This window comes from Bartonella sp. CL25QHWL, from assembly GCF_042195335.1.
Lineage (GTDB): Bacteria > Pseudomonadota > Alphaproteobacteria > Rhizobiales > Rhizobiaceae > Bartonella.
In genome coordinates, this window is the sequence record NZ_JBHIOE010000001.1 from 91134 (window position 1) to 112547 (window position 21414).

At 38.6% G+C, this 21414-nt stretch carries 12 protein-coding genes; 10 read left to right on the plus strand and 2 right to left on the minus strand.

The genetic code is table 11. The annotated features are described in order from the left end of the window. Positions 1–56: 56 nt before the first annotated feature. From nth to ACFILY_RS00355, 10 genes are all read left to right on the plus strand, one after another. Positions 57–797, plus strand: a complete 741-nt coding sequence (gene nth, locus ACFILY_RS00310; protein WP_273790256.1) for an endonuclease III — start codon at positions 57–59, stop codon at positions 795–797. Between the two features lie 155 nt (positions 798–952). Beyond that, positions 953–1156, plus strand: a complete 204-nt coding sequence (rpmI, locus tag ACFILY_RS00315) for a 50S ribosomal protein L35 (protein WP_183193590.1) — start codon at positions 953–955, stop codon at positions 1154–1156. Positions 1157–1189: 33 nt separating this feature from the next. Beyond that, positions 1190–1591, plus strand: coding sequence for a 50S ribosomal protein L20 (gene rplT, locus ACFILY_RS00320; RefSeq protein WP_012754515.1), 402 nt, complete (start codon positions 1190–1192; stop codon positions 1589–1591). 94 nt (positions 1592–1685) lie between these two features. Next, positions 1686–2762 carry a phenylalanine--tRNA ligase subunit alpha gene (pheS, locus tag ACFILY_RS00325; RefSeq protein WP_375637212.1) on the plus strand — a complete coding sequence of 359 codons (1077 nt, stop codon included), beginning with the start codon at positions 1686–1688 and terminating at the stop codon, positions 2760–2762. A gap of 39 nt (positions 2763–2801) precedes the next feature. Continuing rightward, the gene (gene pheT, locus ACFILY_RS00330; protein WP_375637214.1) at positions 2802–5216 is read left to right on the plus strand and encodes a phenylalanine--tRNA ligase subunit beta; all 2415 of its coding nucleotides are present in this window, start codon (positions 2802–2804) and stop codon (positions 5214–5216) included. A gap of 289 nt (positions 5217–5505) precedes the next feature. Continuing rightward, on the plus strand, positions 5506–6414 hold the full coding sequence (locus ACFILY_RS00335) for a metal ABC transporter substrate-binding protein (protein ID WP_375630541.1): 909 nt from the start codon (positions 5506–5508) through the stop codon (positions 6412–6414). Continuing rightward, entirely contained in the window at positions 6411–7241 is an 831-nt protein-coding gene (locus ACFILY_RS00340) for a manganese/iron ABC transporter ATP-binding protein (protein WP_273790252.1), read from the plus strand. Before ACFILY_RS00335 ends, ACFILY_RS00340 begins: the two co-directional genes overlap by 4 nt. Then, the gene (locus ACFILY_RS00345) at positions 7238–8104 is read left to right on the plus strand and encodes a metal ABC transporter permease (protein WP_273790251.1); all 867 of its coding nucleotides are present in this window, start codon (positions 7238–7240) and stop codon (positions 8102–8104) included. The genes ACFILY_RS00340 and ACFILY_RS00345 overlap by 4 nt, the downstream gene beginning before the upstream one ends. Continuing rightward, entirely contained in the window at positions 8101–9006 is a 906-nt protein-coding gene (locus tag ACFILY_RS00350; protein WP_273790250.1) for a metal ABC transporter permease, read from the plus strand. The genes ACFILY_RS00345 and ACFILY_RS00350 overlap by 4 nt, the downstream gene beginning before the upstream one ends. Positions 9007–9414: 408 nt before the next feature. Further along, the gene (locus tag ACFILY_RS00355) at positions 9415–9801 is read left to right on the plus strand and encodes a YbaN family protein (protein WP_375637216.1); all 387 of its coding nucleotides are present in this window, start codon (positions 9415–9417) and stop codon (positions 9799–9801) included. 1561 nt (positions 9802–11362) lie between these two features. Here the strand turns inward: ACFILY_RS00355 and pncB are convergent. After that, positions 11363–12667, minus strand: a complete 1305-nt coding sequence (gene pncB / locus ACFILY_RS00360; RefSeq protein ID WP_273790248.1) for a nicotinate phosphoribosyltransferase — start codon at positions 12665–12667, stop codon at positions 11363–11365. A 133-nt stretch (positions 12668–12800) separates the two neighbouring features. After that, on the minus strand, positions 12801–21371 hold the full coding sequence (locus tag ACFILY_RS00365) for a GH36-type glycosyl hydrolase domain-containing protein (RefSeq protein ID WP_375630547.1): 8571 nt from the start codon (positions 21369–21371) through the stop codon (positions 12801–12803). Between the last annotated feature and the right edge of the window lie 43 nt (positions 21372–21414).

Below are 21414 nucleotides of genomic sequence, written 5' to 3' on the forward strand. Positions count from 1 at the left end.
CTCTCATATGGCGAGCGTGAATGATAACTTCAAGAGAGAAGATTTAAGAGAGTTCAATGCCTCAACGTACCATAAAATTGTCAAAAGTGCGAAATTTATCTGGTATATTATATAATGAAAATGAAATTGCAGAAATATTTCGCCGTTTTTCTGTGCAACGCCCAGCGCCTAAGAGTGATCTTATCTATACAAATATTTTTACGCTTTTGGTTGCCGTTGTGCTTTCGGCTCAAGCGACAGATGTAAGCGTTAATAAAGCGACAAAAGAATTATTTCGCCTTGCTGATCAACCGGAAAAAATGGTTGCATTAGGAGAAGAAGAAATAGCACATCATATCCGTTCAATTGGTCTTTGGCGTGCAAAAGCACGTAATGTTTATGCGCTTTGCAACTATTTAATTGATTATTATGGCGGTCAAGTACCCGATACGCGTGAAGCACTCATGGCCCTTCCTGGAGTGGGGCGCAAAACGGCTAATGTGGTCTTGAATGTTGCTTTTGGTCAACCTACATTGGCAGTAGATACACATATTTTTCGCTTAAGCAATCGTCTTGGTTTAGCGCCTGGCAAAACACCAGAAATTGTTGAGAAAAAATTATTAAAGATTATACCGGTTCATTATATTCGCCATGCACATCATTGGCTGATTTTACATGGTCGCTATATTTGTCAAGCCCGTAAACCACAATGTACGCAATGCATTATTGCCGATTTATGTAAAGCAGCCATCAAAACAAATGCAATTCCAGCACCTTTAGTTGAGCTTCAAGGCAATGGAGCGCCGATTTTTTTGTAATACGGTCTTGCAATTTTGTGTATACTAGCTTATGAAAACGTCTTTAAGAGCCGCCCGGCAGGGCATGCCGTGGCTGTTTAAATGCTTGTTCAAGCGTTGGTCCGCTTGAGTGAATAAATTTTTTGATTGAATAAATTAATGTACGGAGTAGCAAAATGCCCAAGATGAAGACCAAATCATCCGCTAAAAAGCGGTTTAAAATCACTGCGTCAGGCAAAATTAAAGTAGCAGCTGCCGGTAAGCGCCACGGCATGATTAAGCGTTCGAATAAATTTATTCGCGATGCACGTGGAACAATGGTTTTGTGTGAACAAGATGCTAAAAAAGTCATTCAGCATTATTTGCCGAATGGTATTTAAACCTTACGCTTTTGATTTTGAGGAGATTATAATATGGCTCGTGTGAAAAGAGGTGTGACAGCACACGCTAAGCACAAAAAAGTTCTTAAACAGGCTGAAGGTTTTTACGGTCGTCGTAAAAATACCATTCGTGCAGCTAAAGCAGCGGTTGATCGTTCAAAGCAATACGCTTATCGTGATCGCAAAAATAGAAAACGTACTTTCCGTGCTTTGTGGATTCAGAGGATTAATGCGGCTGTTCGTGCAGAAGGTTTAACTTATGGACGTTTTATTGATGGCTTATCAAAAGCTGGTATTGAAGTTGATCGTAAAGTTCTTTCAGATATAGCAATCCACGAGGCGGAAGCATTTTCTGCTTTAGTTGCCTCGGCAAAAAAAGCTTTAGAATATTTAAAAGATACGACACCTAATGCTTTCGAAGGCGCTGTCAAATAAGCCAGTCGTGTTCTCTTAAAGCATTCATTTATTTGAGGTCCCGTGCTGGCTATTGCGAGTGCGGGTTTTTCTTTATTAAAAAATAGGCAAAAATATGAATGATATTGAGCGTCTGGAACAAGAAATTTGTTTAGCCTTAGAGGCCGCAGGTGATGAAAAAGCTCTTGAAGAAGTGCGTATTGCAGCATTGGGTAAAAAAGGTAGTATCTCTGAAAAATTAAAAGAATTAGGAAAAATGGATGCTGGCGAGCGTCATAAAGTTGGACCAGTTCTTAATGGATTAAAAAATCGTATTTTAGAATTATGGGCGCAAAAGCGTGATCTTCTGAAAAGACAGGCAATGGATGCCCGTCTTTCTCGTGAAACAGTTGATGTTACCTTGCCTATTCGCTCTTCACCTATAGAACGGGGACGCATTCATCCTATTTCACAAGTGATTGAGGAAATTATTGCCATTTATACGAAGTTGGGTTTTTCTCTTGCAGAGGGACCTGATATTGAAACAGACTATTATAATTTTACGGCATTGAATTTTCCTGAAGGGCATCCAGCACGCGAAATGCATGATACCTTCTTTTTTGATGTTGATAAAATGGGAGAACGAAAATTATTGCGGACCCATACATCACCTGTACAAATTCGCACACTAGAAAGACAAAAAGCACCGATACGGATCATTATTCTTGGAAAAACTTACCGCATGGATTCGGATGCAACACATTCTCCCATGTTCCATCAGGTAGAAGGTCTTGTCATCGATAAAACCTCCACCATTGCCCATATGATGTGGCTACATGAAACCTTTTGTAAAGAATTTTTTGAAGTTCCCTCTGTAAAAATGCGTTTTCGTCCCTCTTTTTTCCCTTTTACCGAGCCATCTATGGAAGTGGATATTCAATGTGATCGTTCTGGTTCAGACGTAAAGTTCGGAGAAGGGCAGGATTGGTTGGAAATTTTAGGATGCGGAATGGTGCACCCTCATGTGTTGAAAAATGTTGGCTTAGATCCCGATGAATATCAAGGCTTTGCATGGGGAATGGGCATTGATCGTATTGCCATGTTGAAATACGGTATGCCTGATTTGCGGGCTTTTTTTGATGCTGATCTGCGTTGGTTAGACCACTATGGCTTTCGTTTCTTTGATATGCCTGCTTTTTTTCCTAATAGATAATGTGTGATCTTAGTCATCGCTTTCATGTGAGGTTTTAAAATGAAATTTACATTGTCGTGGTTAAAAGATCACTTAGAGACAAATGCATCTTTGGATGAAATTTGTGAGAAACTAACAGCTATCGGTCTTGAAGTTGACTCCGTTGATGATCGATCTTCTTTAAAAGGTTTTGTGATTGCAAAAGTTTTAACAGCAATAAAGCATCCTGATGCAGATAAACTCCAGATTCTGTCCGTCGATACAGGGACTTCCACACCTGTTCAAGTTGTCTGTGGAGCACCAAATGCGCGTGCAGGTCTTATTGGTGTTCTGGCACTACCAGGTACTTATATTCCAGGACTTGATGTAACATTATCTGTAGGAAAAATCCGTGGTGTTGAAAGTTTTGGGATGATGTGTTCACAAGCAGAGCTTGAATTATCGAATGAGCATGATGGGATTATTGAACTTCCAGAAGATAGTCCTATTGGAGGTTCATTTGCAGCTTATGCTGGTTTAGATGATCCGGTCATTGATATTGGTTTGACCCCTAATCGTTCCGATTGCACAGGTGTTCGTGGTATTGCCCGTGATCTTGCCGCTACAGGAATCGGACAATTAAAAGAATTGTCTTTACCAAAATTTGAGCCTTCCTTTGAAACACCTCTCGATGTTTCATTAGATTTTTCGCAAGATTCATCATTATGTTTAGGTTTTGCTTGGCGTGAAGTACGCAATGTTCAAAATGGCGAATCACCACAGTGGATGCAACAGCGTTTGAATGCAATTGGTTTGAGACCGATTAATGCGCTTGTTGATATGACCAATTACATCAGTTTTGACCTTGGTCGTCCACTCCATGTTTTTGATGCAGATAAAATTAAAGGTAATTTGTGTGTACGTTGTGCGCGTGAGGGAGAACAGCTTCAAGCCCTGAACGGAAAAATCTATCATTTGGGCGCTAAGAATTGTGTCATTGCAGATGACGAGGGAGTTGTTTCGATTGCCGGTATCATGGGCGGAGAAAGAACGAGTTGTGATGAAACAACACATCGCGTTATTATTGAATCGGCGCTTTGGGATGCGCAAAGCATTGCACAAACAGGAAGAGCATTAGGTCTTATCAGTGATGCACGTTATCGATTTGAACGAGGTGTTGATCCGGCTTTTATAGAAACAGGGCTTGAGATTGCAACAGAATTGGTCTTGCATCTTTGTGGTGGTGAAGTATCTAAGAAGAGGATCGTTGGCTATCAGCAACAAGAAATCAAACAGATCGCTTTTCCTTTTTCTGAAATTAAACGTTTAACAAATTTGGAAATAGAGCCTGAAAAAATCATCTCTATTTTAACAAAACTTGGATTTTTTGTTGAAGGAAAAGGAGATATCGTTACGGTAAAAGTACCATCATGGCGCCCTGATATTATGGGTAAAGCCGATTTGGTGGAAGAGATCATGAGAATTTATGGGTTAGATAAAATTAAACCTATTCCTTTGGAAAACTTCGTAGAAGAAAAAGATCAGATTGTAACATGCGCACAAATTCGTTCACGTGCTACACGTTTGGCTTTAGTGCAACGCGGTATGAAAGAAGCGGTAACATGGTCTTTTATTTCTGAAAATCAAGCTCTTGCTTTTGGAGGAGGTCAAGAAGAGCTTAAATTGGTTAATCCTATTGCTGCTGATATGTCAATGATGCGTCCTTCCCTTTTACCTGGTTTGATTATGGCGGCACAAAGAAATGCTGATCGTGGTTTTTCCGATCTTGCTTTGTTTGAAGTTTCCAGTATTTATGAGGGCGACACCCCTGATAAACAACACCGTGTTGTTAGTGGGATTCGTCGCGGAACAGAGCAATTTAAAGGTGCTGGGCGCTTTTGGAATGGAAATGCAACCGTCGTTGATGTTTTTGATGCCAAAGCAGATGCTTTAGCTATTTTAGAAGCATGTGATATGGATATTGGGAAAGTGCAGATTGAAGTTGGAGCACCAGATTGGTATCATCCTGGTCGTTCAGGTGTCATAAAACTTGGATCAAAGATTATTCTTGGTTTTTTTGGTGTTTTTCATCCTGCTACATTAGAAAAGTTAGATGTCAGTGGCCCTTTATGCGGCTTTGAAATTTTTCTAGACCGAATTCCAGAATCAAAGAAAAAAACGACCAAAAGCCGTCCTCCTTTGAAACTCTCACCTTTTCAAATGGTGCGGCGTGATTTTGCCTTTATAGCGGATAAAACTGTTGCCTCTTCTCTTATTATTCGTGCGGCAAGTGGAGCCGATAAAAAACTTATTCATTCAGTGCAAGTTTTTGATGTTTTCGAAGATTTAAGCTTTGGTGAAGATAAAAAATCTGTTGCAATTGAAGTAACTATTCAGCCCATAGAACGGACTCTAACGGATGAAGATTTAGAAAAGCTTGCCTCAAAGATCGTGGATAATGTTACCAAAATGACAGGTGCATATTTACGCTACTGAGTATTCTCATTTTTTATGAGATATTTTACATGAAGTGGGAGCATCTTTGAGTGCTCCCTTTTTGTTTGGCATTCAAGAGCTATAGAACTTCTTGAAAGGGGACCTCCTTACCAAAACAAGCTGCTTAAATCATCAATTTTTTCAATATGAAAAAACTGTTTTTAAACATTTTGAAAAGTTATTTTTCTCTTAATCCTTCATTGCAAATGTAAAAGATAACTGCTATTGCTAAATGATAATGCAAATTATTTGCAATAAAAAGAAGGCATATAAAGGAAAGAGAGAATCAATGAACGTAAGAACGTTTTTCACCATAGTTTTTGGAAGTGTTATTTTTTTTACACCCAATTTTGCTTTGTGTGCTGGTAAATTTAAAGCTGTTACGACATTCACTATCATTGCTGATATGGCACGCAATGTAGCAGGTGATGCCGCTGATGTTGAATCCATTACAAAACCAGGTGCGGAAATTCATGAATATCAACCCACCCCACGCGATCTTATGCGTGCTCAGGGAGCTAACCTTGTATTGTGGAATGGTTTAGAGTTAGAGCTTTGGTTTGAAAAGTTTTTTCAAAATATCAAGGATGTTCCAAGTGTTGTTGTTTCAAAAGGTATTGTACCCATTAAAATTGGTGAGGGCCCCTTTAGCGGTAAACCTAATCCTCATGCGTGGATGTCACCGACCTCTGCTTTGATTTACGTTGATAATATTCGCGATGCTTTTGTAAAATATGATCCTGAACATTCTGAAATTTATAAACAGAATGCTGAAATTTATAAACAGAAAATTCGTGCAACGATTGATCCAATTAGGGCTGAATTAGAAGCTGTACCGCAAGACAAACGTTGGCTTGTGACAAGTGAGGGGGCTTTTAGCTATTTGGCGCGTGATTTTGATCTAAAAGAACTTTATTTATGGCCCATCAATGCTGACCAACAAGGAACACCACAGCAAGTCAAGCATGTTATTGATATGGTTCGCAAATACAATATTCATGCAGTTTTTTCTGAAAGCACTATTTCCCCTGCGCCTGCTAAGCAGGTTGCCAGAGAAACAGGGGCTAAATACGGTGGTGTTCTTTATGTTGATTCTTTAAGTGAGAAAAATGGTGAGGTACCCACTTATATTGATTTATTACGTGTCACGAGTGGGCGTATTAGCAATGCTTTAGTAGAGGGAGTAAAAAGCCAATGACGGAATGTGGAATATTTGCCCAAGGAGTAACGGTAACATATCGTAATGGACATACAGCTTTACGCGAAGTGAATTTTGAAAGTCCAAAGGGTTCTATTACGGCATTGGTTGGTGTTAATGGATCCGGTAAGTCAACGTTATTTAAAGCGATTATGGGGTTTGTACGCCCCTCAAAGGGAAAAATTCGCATGTTTGATTTACCTGTTGATATAGCTTTGAAAAAAAACCTCATTGCTTATGTTCCTCAAAGTGAAGATGTTGATTGGAATTTTCCTGTCTTGGTCGAAGATGTTGTATTGATGGGGCGGTATGGTCATATGAATTTCTTTCGCTATGCCCGTACACAAGATTATGAAGCCGTTCGTATTGCCTTAGAACGCGTTGATATGTTGGCTTTTGCCAAGCGCCAAATTGGAGAACTTTCTGGTGGACAGAAAAAGCGTGTTTTCCTAGCGCGCGCTCTTGCACAGAAAGCAAAAGCTATTTTATTAGATGAGCCGTTTACAGGGGTTGATGTTACAACAGAAGATAAAATCATTGCTTTGTTACAAGATCTTCGTAAAGAAGGAGCAGTGATCTTGGTTTCAACTCACAATTTGGGTTCTGTTCGCGAATTTTGTGATCATACAGTTTTAATAAAAGGGACCGTTTTAGCTTCTGGGTTAACAGAAAAAATCTTTACAAAGGAAAATCTGGAGAAAACTTTTGGAGGGTCTTTGCACCACCATATTTTTGATCTTCAAACCACAAAAAAAAATGATGTTTTCATGGGAAGAAAGCAGTCTGCCGTTTGTGAAGATATTGAAAGAGTGGAGCACGTTGCATGATTTCTTGGTTGCTTGAGCCACTGAGCTATCAATATATGGTGAATGCAATGTGGGTTTCTGGATTAGTTGGGTGTGTTTGTGCCTTTCTTTCGGCTTTTTTGATGTTAAAAGGTTGGTCATTGATTGGTGATGCACTTTCCCATTCGATTGTTCCTGGTGTAGCAGGAGCTTACCTTTTAGGGTTACCTTTTTCACTTGGCGCTTTTTTTTCTGGTGGTCTTGCAGCAGCAGCAATGCTCTTTTTTAACCACCGGACAAAACTTAAAGAAGATACCATTATTGGGCTCATTTTTTCTTCCTTTTTTGCCTTTGGGTTGTTTCTCAAATCATTAAAACCAATGGCTGTTAATATTGATACGATTGTTTTGGGAAATATTTTAGCAGTTAGTTCAACAGATATTCTACAATTGGCTTTTATCGGCTTTGTTTCGTTGCTTATATTGCTTTTGAAATGGAAAGATCTTCTTGTTTCGTTATTTGATGAGACGCATGCGCATGCCATTGGATTAAACGTAAAATTTTTAAAGATTCTCTTTTTCACATTGCTTGCCGCTTGTACCGTTGCTGCGATGCAAACCGTTGGAGCGTTCTTAGTCATTTGTCTTGTTGTGACACCTGGGGCAACGGCCTATCTTTTAAGTGATCGTTTCGTGAACATCTTGGTTATTGCAGTTGTAATTGGAACCTTCACAAGTATCTTGGGTGTTTATGTGAGTTATTTTTTGAATGCACAAACGGGGGGGGTTGTTGTGCTTTTTCAAGCATCTTTATTTGTTTTAGCTTTTATTTTTGCTCCTAAACATGGGTTTATTGCCGCGCGCTTACGCATAAATGCAGCAAAAAAGGGTGTAATATTATCATGATTGATCAATTACTGCTTCCGTTTCAGTTTTCTTTTATGCTTAAGGGTATGCTTATTGTCATGATTCTTTCTATTCCCATGGCGATGCTTTCCTGTTTTCTTATTTTGAAAGGATGGGCGCTGTTAGGCGATGCCATTTCTCATGCAGTTTTTCCAGGTGTTGTTGTTGGTTATATGACAACACCATGGGTAATCGCATTTTTAACTTCTTTGCCATTTGCTTGGTTTCAGCATATGCGTCCAGAGAATATTACAATGACTTTGATTACTTGCGGTGCTTTTGTTGCAGGAATGGTGTGTGCACTATTAACGGGTTTTTTAGGGAGCAATAGCCGTATCAAACAGGATACGGTGATGGGCGTGGTCTTTTCTTCAATGTTTGGTTTAGGGCTTGTTTTAGCCACGTCTATTTATAGTAGCTTAGATTTGAATCATATTCTATTTGGTAATCTCTTGGGTGTTAACTGGCTTGATATAACGCAGACGGCAATCATTTCTGCTGTTGTCACTTTTATTTTAGCAGCAAAATGGCGCGACTTTATGCTGTATATTTTTGACACAGTTCAAGGACGTGCAATGGGGTTACCAATATCTCTACTCCACTATACCCTTCTAACGATGATTTCTCTTACAATTGTTGCAGCTTTGAAAGCTGTCGGTATCGTGCTCGTTATTTCTTTACTGATAGCACCAGGAGCAATTGCCTATCTTGTCACAAAGCGGTTTTCTTTTATGTTAATGATCGCGATACTTGTTGCAGCTTTTTCTGGTTTTTTAGGGATTTATCTCAGCTTATTTATCGGCTCTGATTCTGCTTCCACAATTGTGTTGATCTTGACGTTGATTTTTATGGCTATTTTCATGATGATTTTCTTTCGTCGAAACACAGTTCAAGAAACTTGAAAGTGTTAAAATTCATGCATATCAGCCATGCATTTTTATATATTGTTTCTCATTTTTATTTTAATTAGAGTCTGGGGTGCTAGGTTGTTTTTCCTCCTAATATCTAGCAGATGAGTGCAGTACATTTTCTCCCCCCCAACACTGCATTCTTAATTAAGAGGCTGCATTGATTTCTTCTGCAGCCTTTTTATTTTTTTGTTTTTCTAAAATCTCTCCTCTTTTCTTGAAATCATTTAAAATGATTATCATATTGTGTAAGCTATTCGGTATTTTCAAGGAACTTATAACAGCAAAGACACTTACGCATGAAGGGGTAGAGCGTAATTGTGCACTCAGACATGTAAACAGAAAAAAACAGATACAATGTTTTTGTATAGGGTTTTGCGTAGAGGAAAATAGTACGAGAGAATGAAAAAAGATTCGAAGATATCGCACCCTTTACGTATCTGCTATTATATAGCAGGGTGGGCGATGGTTATATTAGGTATTATCGGTGTCGTATTACCTATTATGCCAACGGTGCCTTTTTTATTGGTTGCCTCATGGTGTTTTACGCGTTCTTCTCCACGTTTTCATCAATGGTTGAATAATCATCGTATTTTTGGTCCCCCTATTAAGCGATGGGAAGAAAAAAAAGCAATCTCTCCATTCGTTAAAGTTTTTGCAATGATGAGTATGACAGGAGGATTTTTATCCTTTTTCGTAATGCTACACCCTCCTTTATGGATTTCCTTACTTGTTGCGGTTATATTATTGCTGAGTGCCATTTATATTGTAACACGTCCATCTTCTTAATGATAAAAAAGGCTTTATGAGATACTCTTTTTAGCTTCGACTTATTTGTAAAAACTATGAGGACTTTTAAGTTTTGAATATAAGCTCTCCATATCCAAAATACATATGAAATAGCAAGCTTTTTGAGCGCAATTAATTAATAATATGTTTGTGAAATAATTTTTATGAACAAAGAAGATTGTTTACGAATACTCAAAATGTTCTCACTTGGTAAACAATGATAAATCACATTCATGGAAGAGAGTCATTATTTTTGTAAAGCATGTTTGTATGAATCTCTATATATACATCATTGAAAAGTCATTGATATGATAGACATTTCGTTTGTTTTCATATCTCTTAATGAGGATATAATACAAAGCTTACTAAATACCCTCATTTTTATACTTATACAGTTAAGAAGCCGGTCTATTATATCAATCTTTAAGGTTACATCTGTTCTTAACTTAAGAATAATTCATAAGAAACAACAGAATTTTTCAAATGGTTTATACATACACGCATTCTTATTATAATATGCGAATAAATAATTTCTCTGTCTTGATATAAAGCTTATTCGAAATAAAAATATTATTGCATTCTCTGTTTTTTAATGAAGTCATGCCCCTCACGTAAAACAAAAGGTCTCCCAAATCATGTTATTTACACATTTATTTTAATGAAACATTTCTCAACGCTTTACTCATTTCATAATAGCAGACCATACATGGATAAAGTAAAATCTCCTGTAAAGTGTATAAAATCTATTTGAGCACCATCATCCTTGCCTTGCAAAATGCATACCGATAGTCACCATGCTATTTATCATCCTCCAATGTTGCCTTAGTAATTTCTAATGTTGCAATTGTAGCTTGTCATCTGGTTTTGTATATTTTGACACTAGATTTTGTACCAATTTATTTTTTTCAAAGAGTTTTAAAGGTGTTCTCAAAGGGTTTTGAAAGCCTTTTCTCATTTTTACTATGGAAACGCACTTTTTTCTGATTTTCGGTAATTTTTGTAATTTTAGGTGTCAAAATCTATTTTGATAAAACGCGCATTTAATGGTAAAAATTGTACATAAAACAACAAATTACCACGTATTCCTACTTAATCCCGCCTCTTTCCACTTAGTATAAAACCTACTGTCAAACTACAACAATAACTCTTAAAACTTGAAAACCTTCATATATGCAAGGGGATTAGTGTGCTTGATTTAACAGGATTGAAATGAGAAAAACTTATGATACTCGCGCACGCTCATTCAACATGCAAAATGATAGTATCTTGTTATGCTGTATAACACTGTTATTTATGACAAATGATATAAGGAAGCCTCCTTGGCTAAACTTCCCTAGCGCGTTAAGTATTTTTTTAATGCGTAGTGAATATTTTTAAGTCTTATCTATCGCGCCTTATGTAAGTGAAGCGTATGCGTTGATAGACTAAGTAGAATCTGCTCAAAAAACAGCCGAACTATTTCAGACCAGCAAAGGTTAAGAATCCTCATCCTTAGGGCAGAACAAAAATCAATCTTATAAACAATATGTTGAGGCAATATACTTGTTTAAAGAGCCGAAAACTACGTCTTTATAGGTCTAGCAATTCGCTTTGTATTACCAAAAAAATTGATATAACGTTGTACTTCTTTTGAATCACCGATCGTTTTTTCAGGATTATCTGAAAGTTTCACGGCTGGTCGACCATTGGCATAGGTCACCTTACAAACAAGGGAAAGAGCATCAAGAGTTTCGATTTCCTGAGGTGCACAGCCTGTAAAGTCATTGGTAAGATCCGTGCCCCACCCAAAACTCATGCGCACTTTACCATGGAAATGATGATAGGTTTTTTCAATTGTATTGACATCAAGAGCATCAGAAAAAATTAGAAGTTTTTTGCATGGATCTTTTCCTTTTTCTTTCCACCATTGAATAATACGTTCGCCACCTTCAATAGGGGGCGCACTATCGGGTCTGAAACCCGTCCAATCAGCTACCCAATCTGGTGCATTGCGTAAAAATGCTTCTGTACCAAAGGTATCAGGTAAAACAATGAGAAGATTTCCACCATAATAACGGTTCCAATCTTGCAAGACTTGATACGGAGCTCTGCGTAATTCATCATCGTTATTGCTGAGAGCCGCAATAACCATGGGCAATTCGTGTGCATTGGTTCCAAGAGCTTCTAAATCCGTATCCATGGCAAGAAGAACATTAGAAGTTCCAGTAAAAGAATTACCAATCCCTTCTTTTAATGCTTCCACACACCAGCGCTGCCATAAAAAAGAATGGCGGCGCCTTGTCCCAAAGTCAGATATTTTAATATCAGGCAATTTTTTGAGACGTTCAACTTTACTCCACATTTTTGCTTTAGCACGCGCATAAAGTACATCAAGAGCAAAACGATCTAGTTTTTTGAGAGCAGCACGTGAACGTAATTCACTTATAATAGCAAGGGCTGGAATTTCCCACATAGAGCTATGAGCCCACGAACCATAAAAATGAAGAATATACTGGCCATCTTTACGGGTTAGTTCATATTCTGGGAGTTGAAAATTCTCAAGCCACTGAAGAAAATCCGGTTCAAAAATTTGTTTGCGTCCATAAAATGTATTACCAGCAAGCCAAATCATTTCTTTTTTTGTAAAGTGCAAACTAAGAGCATGATCAAGTTGAGCACGTAATTCACTCTCATCAATATCATCGGCAAGACGTATTGTTTTAGAGCGATTTATGAGGGAAAAAGTAACATCAACATTAGGATATAACCCCCAAATCATCTGCACCATAAGAAGCTTATAAAAATCCGTATCGAGAAGTGAACGAATAATGGGATCAAGTTTCCAAGTATGATTGTAAACACGTCTAGCAATATCCGGATGATTCATAACCTTTTTCTTTCAGTTTCATAAAATCTAAAATATTATGCACCAACACGGCTAATATAGGCGGTGCAATATAACAACTCTACAGTTTTGGGCAAGAATAAAAAAGTCTGCTCTCTTTTTTCATCTTTCATCTTTAATATTTGACAATACGTATAATTTCATGCTGACCTGTTTTTTGTAACTTTATCCCTGTATGAAATTCGGTATATTCTTTGCTATTAACATAGAGCATATTTTTAGGTCCCCATTTTACTTTAATGCTATAAACGGCATCATAAAACTTCATTGTTGCTTCATATTTTGGCCAAATAGAGGGTAAATGTGGCTGCAAAAACAAGAGGTCTCCCTGACGCTGTATTCCAAGAATAGCTTGTGTTGCGGCGCGATAAAACCAACCGGCTGAACCTGTATACCAAGTCCAACCGCCTTGACCACATCGTGGTTCAACAGCATAAATATCTGCGGCCATCACATAAGGTTCAACACGATAAATTTCAGGATCTTGTCCGTGGGTAATTGGGTTTATCATAGAAAATAAAGCATAAGCTTTATCGTTTTGTTCCATTTCAGCCAACGCAAAAATACTCCAAATGGCACCATGCGTGTATTGACCACCATTTTCTCGAATTCCTGGAGGATAACCTTTTATGTAACCAGGCTCGAGCGTACTTTTATCAAAAGGCGGCCAAAAAAGGCGAATGAGTCCACCTTTTTTATCATAGAGATGTTCCAGCATTGATGTCATTGCTTGTTTTTGGCGTTCAAGCGATGCCATTTGAGAAATGACAGCCCAAGATTGAGCAATGGTATCAATTTGACATTCATCATTGACTTTAGAGCCCAGAGGCGTTCCATCATCAAAATAACCACGTCGATACCAAGCACCATCCCAACCATTTTTCTCTAGGGATTTTGTTAAATGTTCAAGGTACGTACTCCATATTTGCATATGGCTATTGTCACCACGTTTTTTGGCTAAAGAGATAAATGCTTGTAATGTGTGCCCAAGAAACCATCCTAACCAAATGCTTTCGCCTTTTCCTTCCACACCGACCAAATTCATGCCATCATTCCAATCCCCACCTAAAATAAGAGGGAGACCATGTGGTCCGCAGCGTTTAATGGCAAGGTCTAAAGCTAAAGCACAATGTTCATAAACTGTTGCAACCTTTGAGGATTGGGTGGGTTGAAAATAAGCATCCTGTTGCCCACTTTTGAGAACATCACCTTCAATAAAAGGAATCAGCGTATCAAGAAAGGCATTATCGCCAGTGGTATTGACATAAAGAGCTGTTGCATATGCAAGCCAAACGATATCATCAGAAATGTATGTACGAACACCAGCATTTGTGTCAGGCAACCACCAATGTTGCACATCACCTTCAAGAAATTGGTGCGCTGCTGCATTTAACAATTGTTCACGTGCTAATTGTGGTTCCAGCAATAACAAAGACAGGCTATCTTGTAACTGGTCACGAAAACCAAATGCACCACTAGCTTGGTAAAAGCCTGCGCGTGCCATGATGCGGCATGAGTAGATTTGATAAGGAAGCCAATGGTTGACCATAAGATTAAAAGAAGCGTCAGGTGTTTTGACTTGGAGAGGAGAAACAAAATCACTCCATTGCTGTTTTTGTTTTGTGAGCTGAATCTCAAAATCACTTGCACGTACTTGATTAAGTAATTTTTCAGCTTCTTGCCTATTTTCAGTACTGCCAAGATAGAAGATGATTTCTTTTGTTTGCCCTGGTTGAAGATCAATATCATAGGCGAATGCTGAACAAGGATCACATCCTGCTTCAATGGTATTCGAAAGAGCACCGGCTTTACGGATCGCATTTGGACGTGTTACGGTTCCCGTTGCACCAATAAATTCAGCGCGATTGGTTGTAGTGCTGGTTGGCATTTCGGATGCTGATAAAAATGTAACTTGTTGAGATTTCTCGATGTGATAGGGATTTTGAATAAAATGTGCACCCCATCTGGCCTCATAAGAGGAAACAATAAAGGGGGCATATTTTGTACGGACATTTCCCAAAACCCATTCAACATAATTATAAAGGCGTAAACTGCGTAGTTTTTTCCCTTCATTCGTAAGGATAAGACGTGAAAAGCGAATAGGTTTTTCGGGATCAAGTGTATGAGTCAGTTCTAATGCGATTTCTGAATGTGTTGATTTAAAAGTTGAGAATCCAAACCCATGACAAGCCTCATAGACAATATTTTCGTCACATTCAACAGTAGAAACGGGTGAGAAACGTTTTAAAGACTGGCGATCAACCAGATAAAGAGCTTCTCCTGGCCGGTTAGACGTTGGATCATTCGCCCAAGGAGTTAGTTGATAATCGCGGCTATTGTTAGCCCAAGTAAAAATTGCACCTTCAGCAGAGACATGAAAACCAAATCTGTGATTAGCAATGACATTAATCCACGGATGTGGTGTGGTGGTACGTCCATGAAGACGTATTACATAATGATTGTGCTGATTAAAACCACCGTAACCATTCCAATATCTTAGATCTTCTCCATTTGGGAGAAAAGAGGATGGTTTTTGTTGGCTAATAAGACCAATGGAAGAAAAAAGATTTTGTTCAGTTTGCGTTGTAAATTGCTTTCCTTCGTTATATCTTGGCAAGTCTAATTGATCATAAGATTCTTGATAATTTTTATGAATTGTGAGATTAAAATCATTCTCATCAAGTCGTTTAAGTTGTTCAGATAAAGAGCCATTTTGGGCATCAAGAACGATGCGTGCTGATGCAAGAAGCGTTTTAAAACTCTGTTCACTCATTTGATCGCGTCGAAGCATGAAAATATGTTGGCGTTCATCTGCTTTTTGCGTGTGGTGATAATAAGTTTCACAGACCCACTCGAGAGCGCGTTGTGTACTTTGTATATAAGAAAATGTTTGTTCATTAAGAATGACCAAATCAACAATGAGTCCGCGCATACACCAATATTCGTGTGCTTTAAGGAGCTCGCGCAGTACGGTTATATTTCCCTCGTTATTTAATCTAAGAAGACAGAGTGGATTGTCTCCTGAGATAGACATGGGCCAAAGATCAGACTGTTTTCCTAGCGTTTTTGCTAATATTTCAGAAGGAAGACGCCACGTTCTTTCTGGATAGATAAGCGGTGTTGCATATTTTTGATAGATAATAGCTTCTTTAAGCTGGGTTCCGCTCTGATACAGTGCGACTTGTGAGCGCGTCCATGCCATTGAAAGTTCTTTTTGAAACATATCAGGTTGTCGATAATGTTTAATATGATTATTTAGCGCTTCTTTTGTATGAGCAGCAAAGGTCCAAAAAATAAGTTCTGCTTTTTCATGGGCTGAAATTTTTATACGGCATCGCAATGACATAACAGGATCAAGAACACAACCTTGACTGTTACTGAAACGAGCATTTTGGTCAAATGCAGCGGGCCGATGAATGGATCGCCCCCGACCAATAAACAGAGAGCGATCTGTTTCAGCTTCTGTCTCTTGGAGAATATCTGTTGTACTAGAAACAAAATGGGCAACATAGACTTCAGGATCACTAGGCGAGCGTTTGCGCCTTTTGGCAAAAATTGTTTTACCTTCTTCAGCAATTTCTGTCTCTATAAACATACGGGAAAAAACAGGATGAACTTGGTCTGTATCCATCGTGGCAAGCGCTAATTCACCATAAGAAGTCACTTCAATGAATCGGTCTTTATTTGTCGTATTCATCAATTGAATACGTCTCCCTTCGCCACATCCTTCAGATGTAATAAGACATTCAAGTGTTGATTTAATACCATCAACCATTTTTGTATATTCAGCCTTTTCATCTGTAAAAATGCTGACAGCTTCTTCTTCAATAACACGTGTTGGCTCACCAGTAACAGACCACCACCGTCCACTATGCGTGTCACGCAAGAAGAATAAAGTACCTTGTTGATCTTCTGTTGCATCAGGAATAAAGCGCGTAATCGCATAATCGTGCCAACGGCTGTAACCAGAACCATTCGCTGTTAACATGGTAGAATAAAAGCCATTAGACAAAAGTAAAGTCGCTCGTGGTTTGAGTAACGGGTTTGTAATAATGCGCAAAGGGGCTGCATCAAATGCTTGAGACTTATTGCGCATACGATTAACAGCTTTGGTATGAATAATAGGAATGAGATGAGGCGCTCTTTCCTGTAAGAGCAATTGTGTTGCCTCAATAACGGGATCACGGTGAAAACGATCACGCATTCGCCCTTGAAAAATAACATTGTTAAGAGCAAGGATAGACATGCCATGATGGTGCGCATAATAATTGCGTACAACGGCGTATTTTTCCCCTGTTTTCACGCGTGAAGGGGTAAAATCAACAGAGTCATAATAACCATATGTTCCTAAAGCTCCAAGATCACGAAGTCGTTTTAAATTAGCGACAGCGCAAGCAGGAGCATATTGTGCCGCTAGAAGGCTGGCATAGGGAGCAATGACAGCATTGCGTGAAAGACCACGTTGGAGTCCGAGGTTTGGAACACCAAAATGAGCGTATTGGTAATTCATTAAATGATCGCGAGCATTAAATGCGGCTTCTGAAATACCCCATGGCAATTCCCGTTTATGGGCATATTGTATTTGACAACGAATAATCAATCGATTTGTTTGATCTAAGAGAGACCCTAAAGGTTCATGCATTACGAGAGATGGCATAAGATATTCGAACATTGATCCAGACCATGATAGGAGTGCACCTTTCCCACCTATGGGTACGAGAAGTCGACCAAGACGAAACCAATGTTTAAGTTTTATATCTCCTTTTGCGATGGCAAAAAAGCTTGCAAGACGTGCTTCTGAAGCAAGCAGGTCATAACAATTTTCATCGAGTTTGTTTTCTTGAACACGATATCCAATGGATAAGAGATGCCGTTTAGGCTGTTCTAAAAAGTCAAATTTCATATCAAAGGCTATTTGCCGTGCCACTATAGCCAGCCTGTTTAGTTTTTTACGTAATTTTTCAGTATCACAATGAGCAGTCGCATCATTATGATGAGCGTTACAGGTGTCGATAAGGCATTTAGCCCAAGAAAGCGCACGAGCAGATTCTATCGTTTGAATTTTGTGGTCAAGTTCACCGACTAAGTGCACAATATCGTGGGCTGCAAGTGAAAGATCTATGACGTGAGAAGGGATCGTATTTTCTTGTTCTATAAAAGTGAAGACAGAATCATGAAAACGAGTGATGTTTTCTTCGATTTTTTGGCGTAAAGAGCGTAAACTGGGTTGATGATCTGGAATTTCTCTGACAGTTTCTTCAAGAATAGCAAGAACATCCGATAAGCCTTCTCGATCACTTTGAAAAAAAAGAGGCGGTTTTTCAGCCCATTCACTTAACGCAGAAGAAAGTGTTACCAAATGACCGGCAAGATTTCCCGAATCAACGGTTGATACATAAGTAGGCAAAAGAGGCCTAAGTGTATCCGTTTCATACCAATTATAGAGATGACCACGGAACTTTTCCATTTTTGTAAGAGAGCGTAATGTACATTCAATACGGGTGATGGTCTCTTCAAAACCAATCCAGCCAAAATCACGTGCTGCAATAATAGAAAGGAGATAAACGCCAATATTCGTAGGCGATGTACGTTGAGCAACAAGAGGTTCAGGATCTTCTTGAAAATTATCGGGAGGCAAATAGTTGTTTTGTTCGTTGACAAAGGTTGCATAATAAAGCCATGTCCGCCGTGCAATAGAGCGGAGTTTTTTTTCATCTTTTGAAGAAAGATAAAGGCTATCTTGAAAGGTTGAAGGTTGACTCACAATCCAAGCAATAAAGGGTGAAAAAAACCATGCTATCCCAAAAGGTAAAGCAACCAAACTTGCAAAACTATCAGAAAAAAGAGGGAGCGCTATAGTAAGAACACCGATAAGCGATGCTGGTGCCATTGTAAAAACATAGAAACGCAAACTATTGGGCATTGATTTTGTTGCGGCAGAAGTTTTCCATTCAAGAAGATGCTGTTTTGAAATCGTCATACGATAGAGTGTACGAATAATCGCATCGGTCATAAAATACGCCGAATGAGCAAGAAACGTCGTTTTAAGAAATATATCAGCGCTTGTAAGAGCAATTTTGTTCCCAATTAATTGAAAATGTCCACGCAAAGAATGATCTATATTAGATGAGACAAACGTTTTTAATACACATAGAATGGGTGAAATGAAGGAGCTAAACAACAAGAATATTTGCCAGACGATTGCACTCTTTAAAGACAAAAAAGCCCATCCTGCAAATGCTGCGATTAACCACATAAGTGGAGTGAGAGAACGACGTAAATTATCCTGCATTTTCCAACGCGTCACGAAACTTATTTGACGGTGGGAAAAAAGATAAGGCAAAAGCTGCCAATCACCGCGGACCCAACGATGATAACGCATAACATCAATATTGTAAGCGGTTGGATAGTCTTCAATGACTTCTATGCTACTTACCAGAGCAGTACGAGCATAACCTCCCTCTAAGAGATCATGGCTAAGAATAGTATTTTCTTTAATTTTGCCATCAAGCGCTTGTTCAAATGCATCAATATTATAAAGACCTTTACCGATAAAGGTGCCTTCTCCTAAAAGATCTTGATAAGTATCAGAAACAGCAAAAACATAAGGATCAATGCCACGGTTGATAGAAAAAACCCGTTGGAGAATTGATGTTTTTTTTCCTGTTGTAAGAGAAGGAATAATGCGTGGTTGTAAAATGCTATAGCCCTTTACAACCTTTCCACTTTGTGGATCAAAAACGGGATGATTGAGTGGATGGTTAAGCTTTCCAACAAGTTTCGCGACGCTCTCTGGAGTAAGACGTGTATCACAATCCAGCGTCATAACAAAACGGCAATCCATAGGAAGATGTGGATTGGGAGGATAAAAGCTTGTATTTTTATCGCCTCTTAAGAGCCGATTAAGTTCATGAAGTTTTCCTCGCTTTCGTTCCCATCCCATCCAACATTTTTCGCTTGCATTATAAAGGCGTCGGCGATGTAAAAGGAAAAAAAGCGGAAGTTCATCACGATGATAACGACTATTGAGTTTATCAATACTCTTTTGCGCATAGTGCAATAAATCAAGATCATCTTGCGTTTCTCTCAATGGAGCATCCACCCAATCTGTAATGAGCGCAAAATGAATGGCACCTTTAGGATTGGAAAGATAGTGCACTTCAAGATTGCGCACTTGTTCATCAACATTAGCGCGTGATGTCATCAAAGTAGGTACAACAACCATTGTCCGTGCATGTTTTGGAATACCTTCTTTATATTCATAACCAATGAGTTGTTTTGATGGGACAAACCACGAAACAACAGTGTTAAATAAAGCAAAAGAAGCATCAATAGCAGGAAAAAGCGCCAATACAGTAAAGCAAAAAGACATCCATTGTGTCATACCAGATATTTGTAAAAGGGCGTAAATTACCAGCAAAAGAGAAAGCGTCAGAAAAGAGACAGGAATGGCGATGACTCTCAATTTTGAGCAACAGGAAGCGCGTGTCCATTTTATGAGAAAGGGCGGAATATATCCACAAGCCTTTTCAAATATGCCACGACCATCATCAACAAGGTACCACCCCACACAAGAATGATGAGGCATATCTTTAGAAGTGGAATTTGCCATTTCTACAACTTTATGTGCAATTTCCAGCTCACTAAGAGGCGAAAAGCGTGAAATTTTTTCAATGACTTGTCGATAAATATTGCGTGAGTGAGCATCAATTTCAGAAAAATCACTATTTTTACGCAAAATAGAATCGACACAACTCACTGTTTCAAACCATGCTATCCAATCAACATCATCTATAGCTTTAAGAGCACGGATAATATTTCCCATGGTCACACCATCTGCTGCTTGTCGGGTATGTTCATCAGCTGTTGCAATCTCTAAGCTACTGCCTTGGCTTTTCAATTGCTTTTCAAGCCAAGTTAATGCTACGGTTGAATCGACAGATGCACTGCGCAGGCGATAGAATAAATGTGCTGAAAAAGTTGGATCAACAGTAAATGGTTTATACTGCGTAAAAAGAGAGTGTAGATTTGTTTTATTTTCTACAAGAGAAATTTTATCAGCTACTTGACTAGCAAGATGGCGCATATGTCGCGCTTTTTCGATACGTACTGAAAGACGACGGACATTTTCAATGAGCAGCATTTGCATAACTGAAGGAAGAGCCCACAATTCACCAATTGTGAGCGCACAAATTTCTTGAAATCCGTTGGTCATAGCAGTGAGTGTTTCTTGTGAAAAGCTGCTATCGGTATGCGCAATATAAAGCCAAGTTAAAGCAAAAATTCGTGGTATTCCCGCTTTGTGTGTAGAAAGAGGAAGTTGCTTTATGAAGGACTTGGGTAGATTACGACGTAGCTTTTGTATGGTTTTATCAATGGTGTAATGATTATCAATGAGCCATTGAGCAGAAGGTGCGATGGTTTCATCATTTCGGGCAGCAAAATCACTGGTATGAAAGGCATGAAGAATAAGTTTAGCATTTTCATTCAATCTCTTGCGAAAATCTTCTACTCCTTCATATTCAGGGAGTAAAATTTCTTTACCAGAAGCTATATCATGCCCTAAGTTATAAAGATCTTCCTGTACCTTATAAATTGCACGAAGAGGAAAATCCGTATTAATAAAATGGTCTTTTTTCTCTTTTTGAGAAAAAAAGCACTTTATGAAAGGTCTTATGCACGTCATAATGTCCCATTGTTATTCAATTACATCGTTTTTTATTTAAATT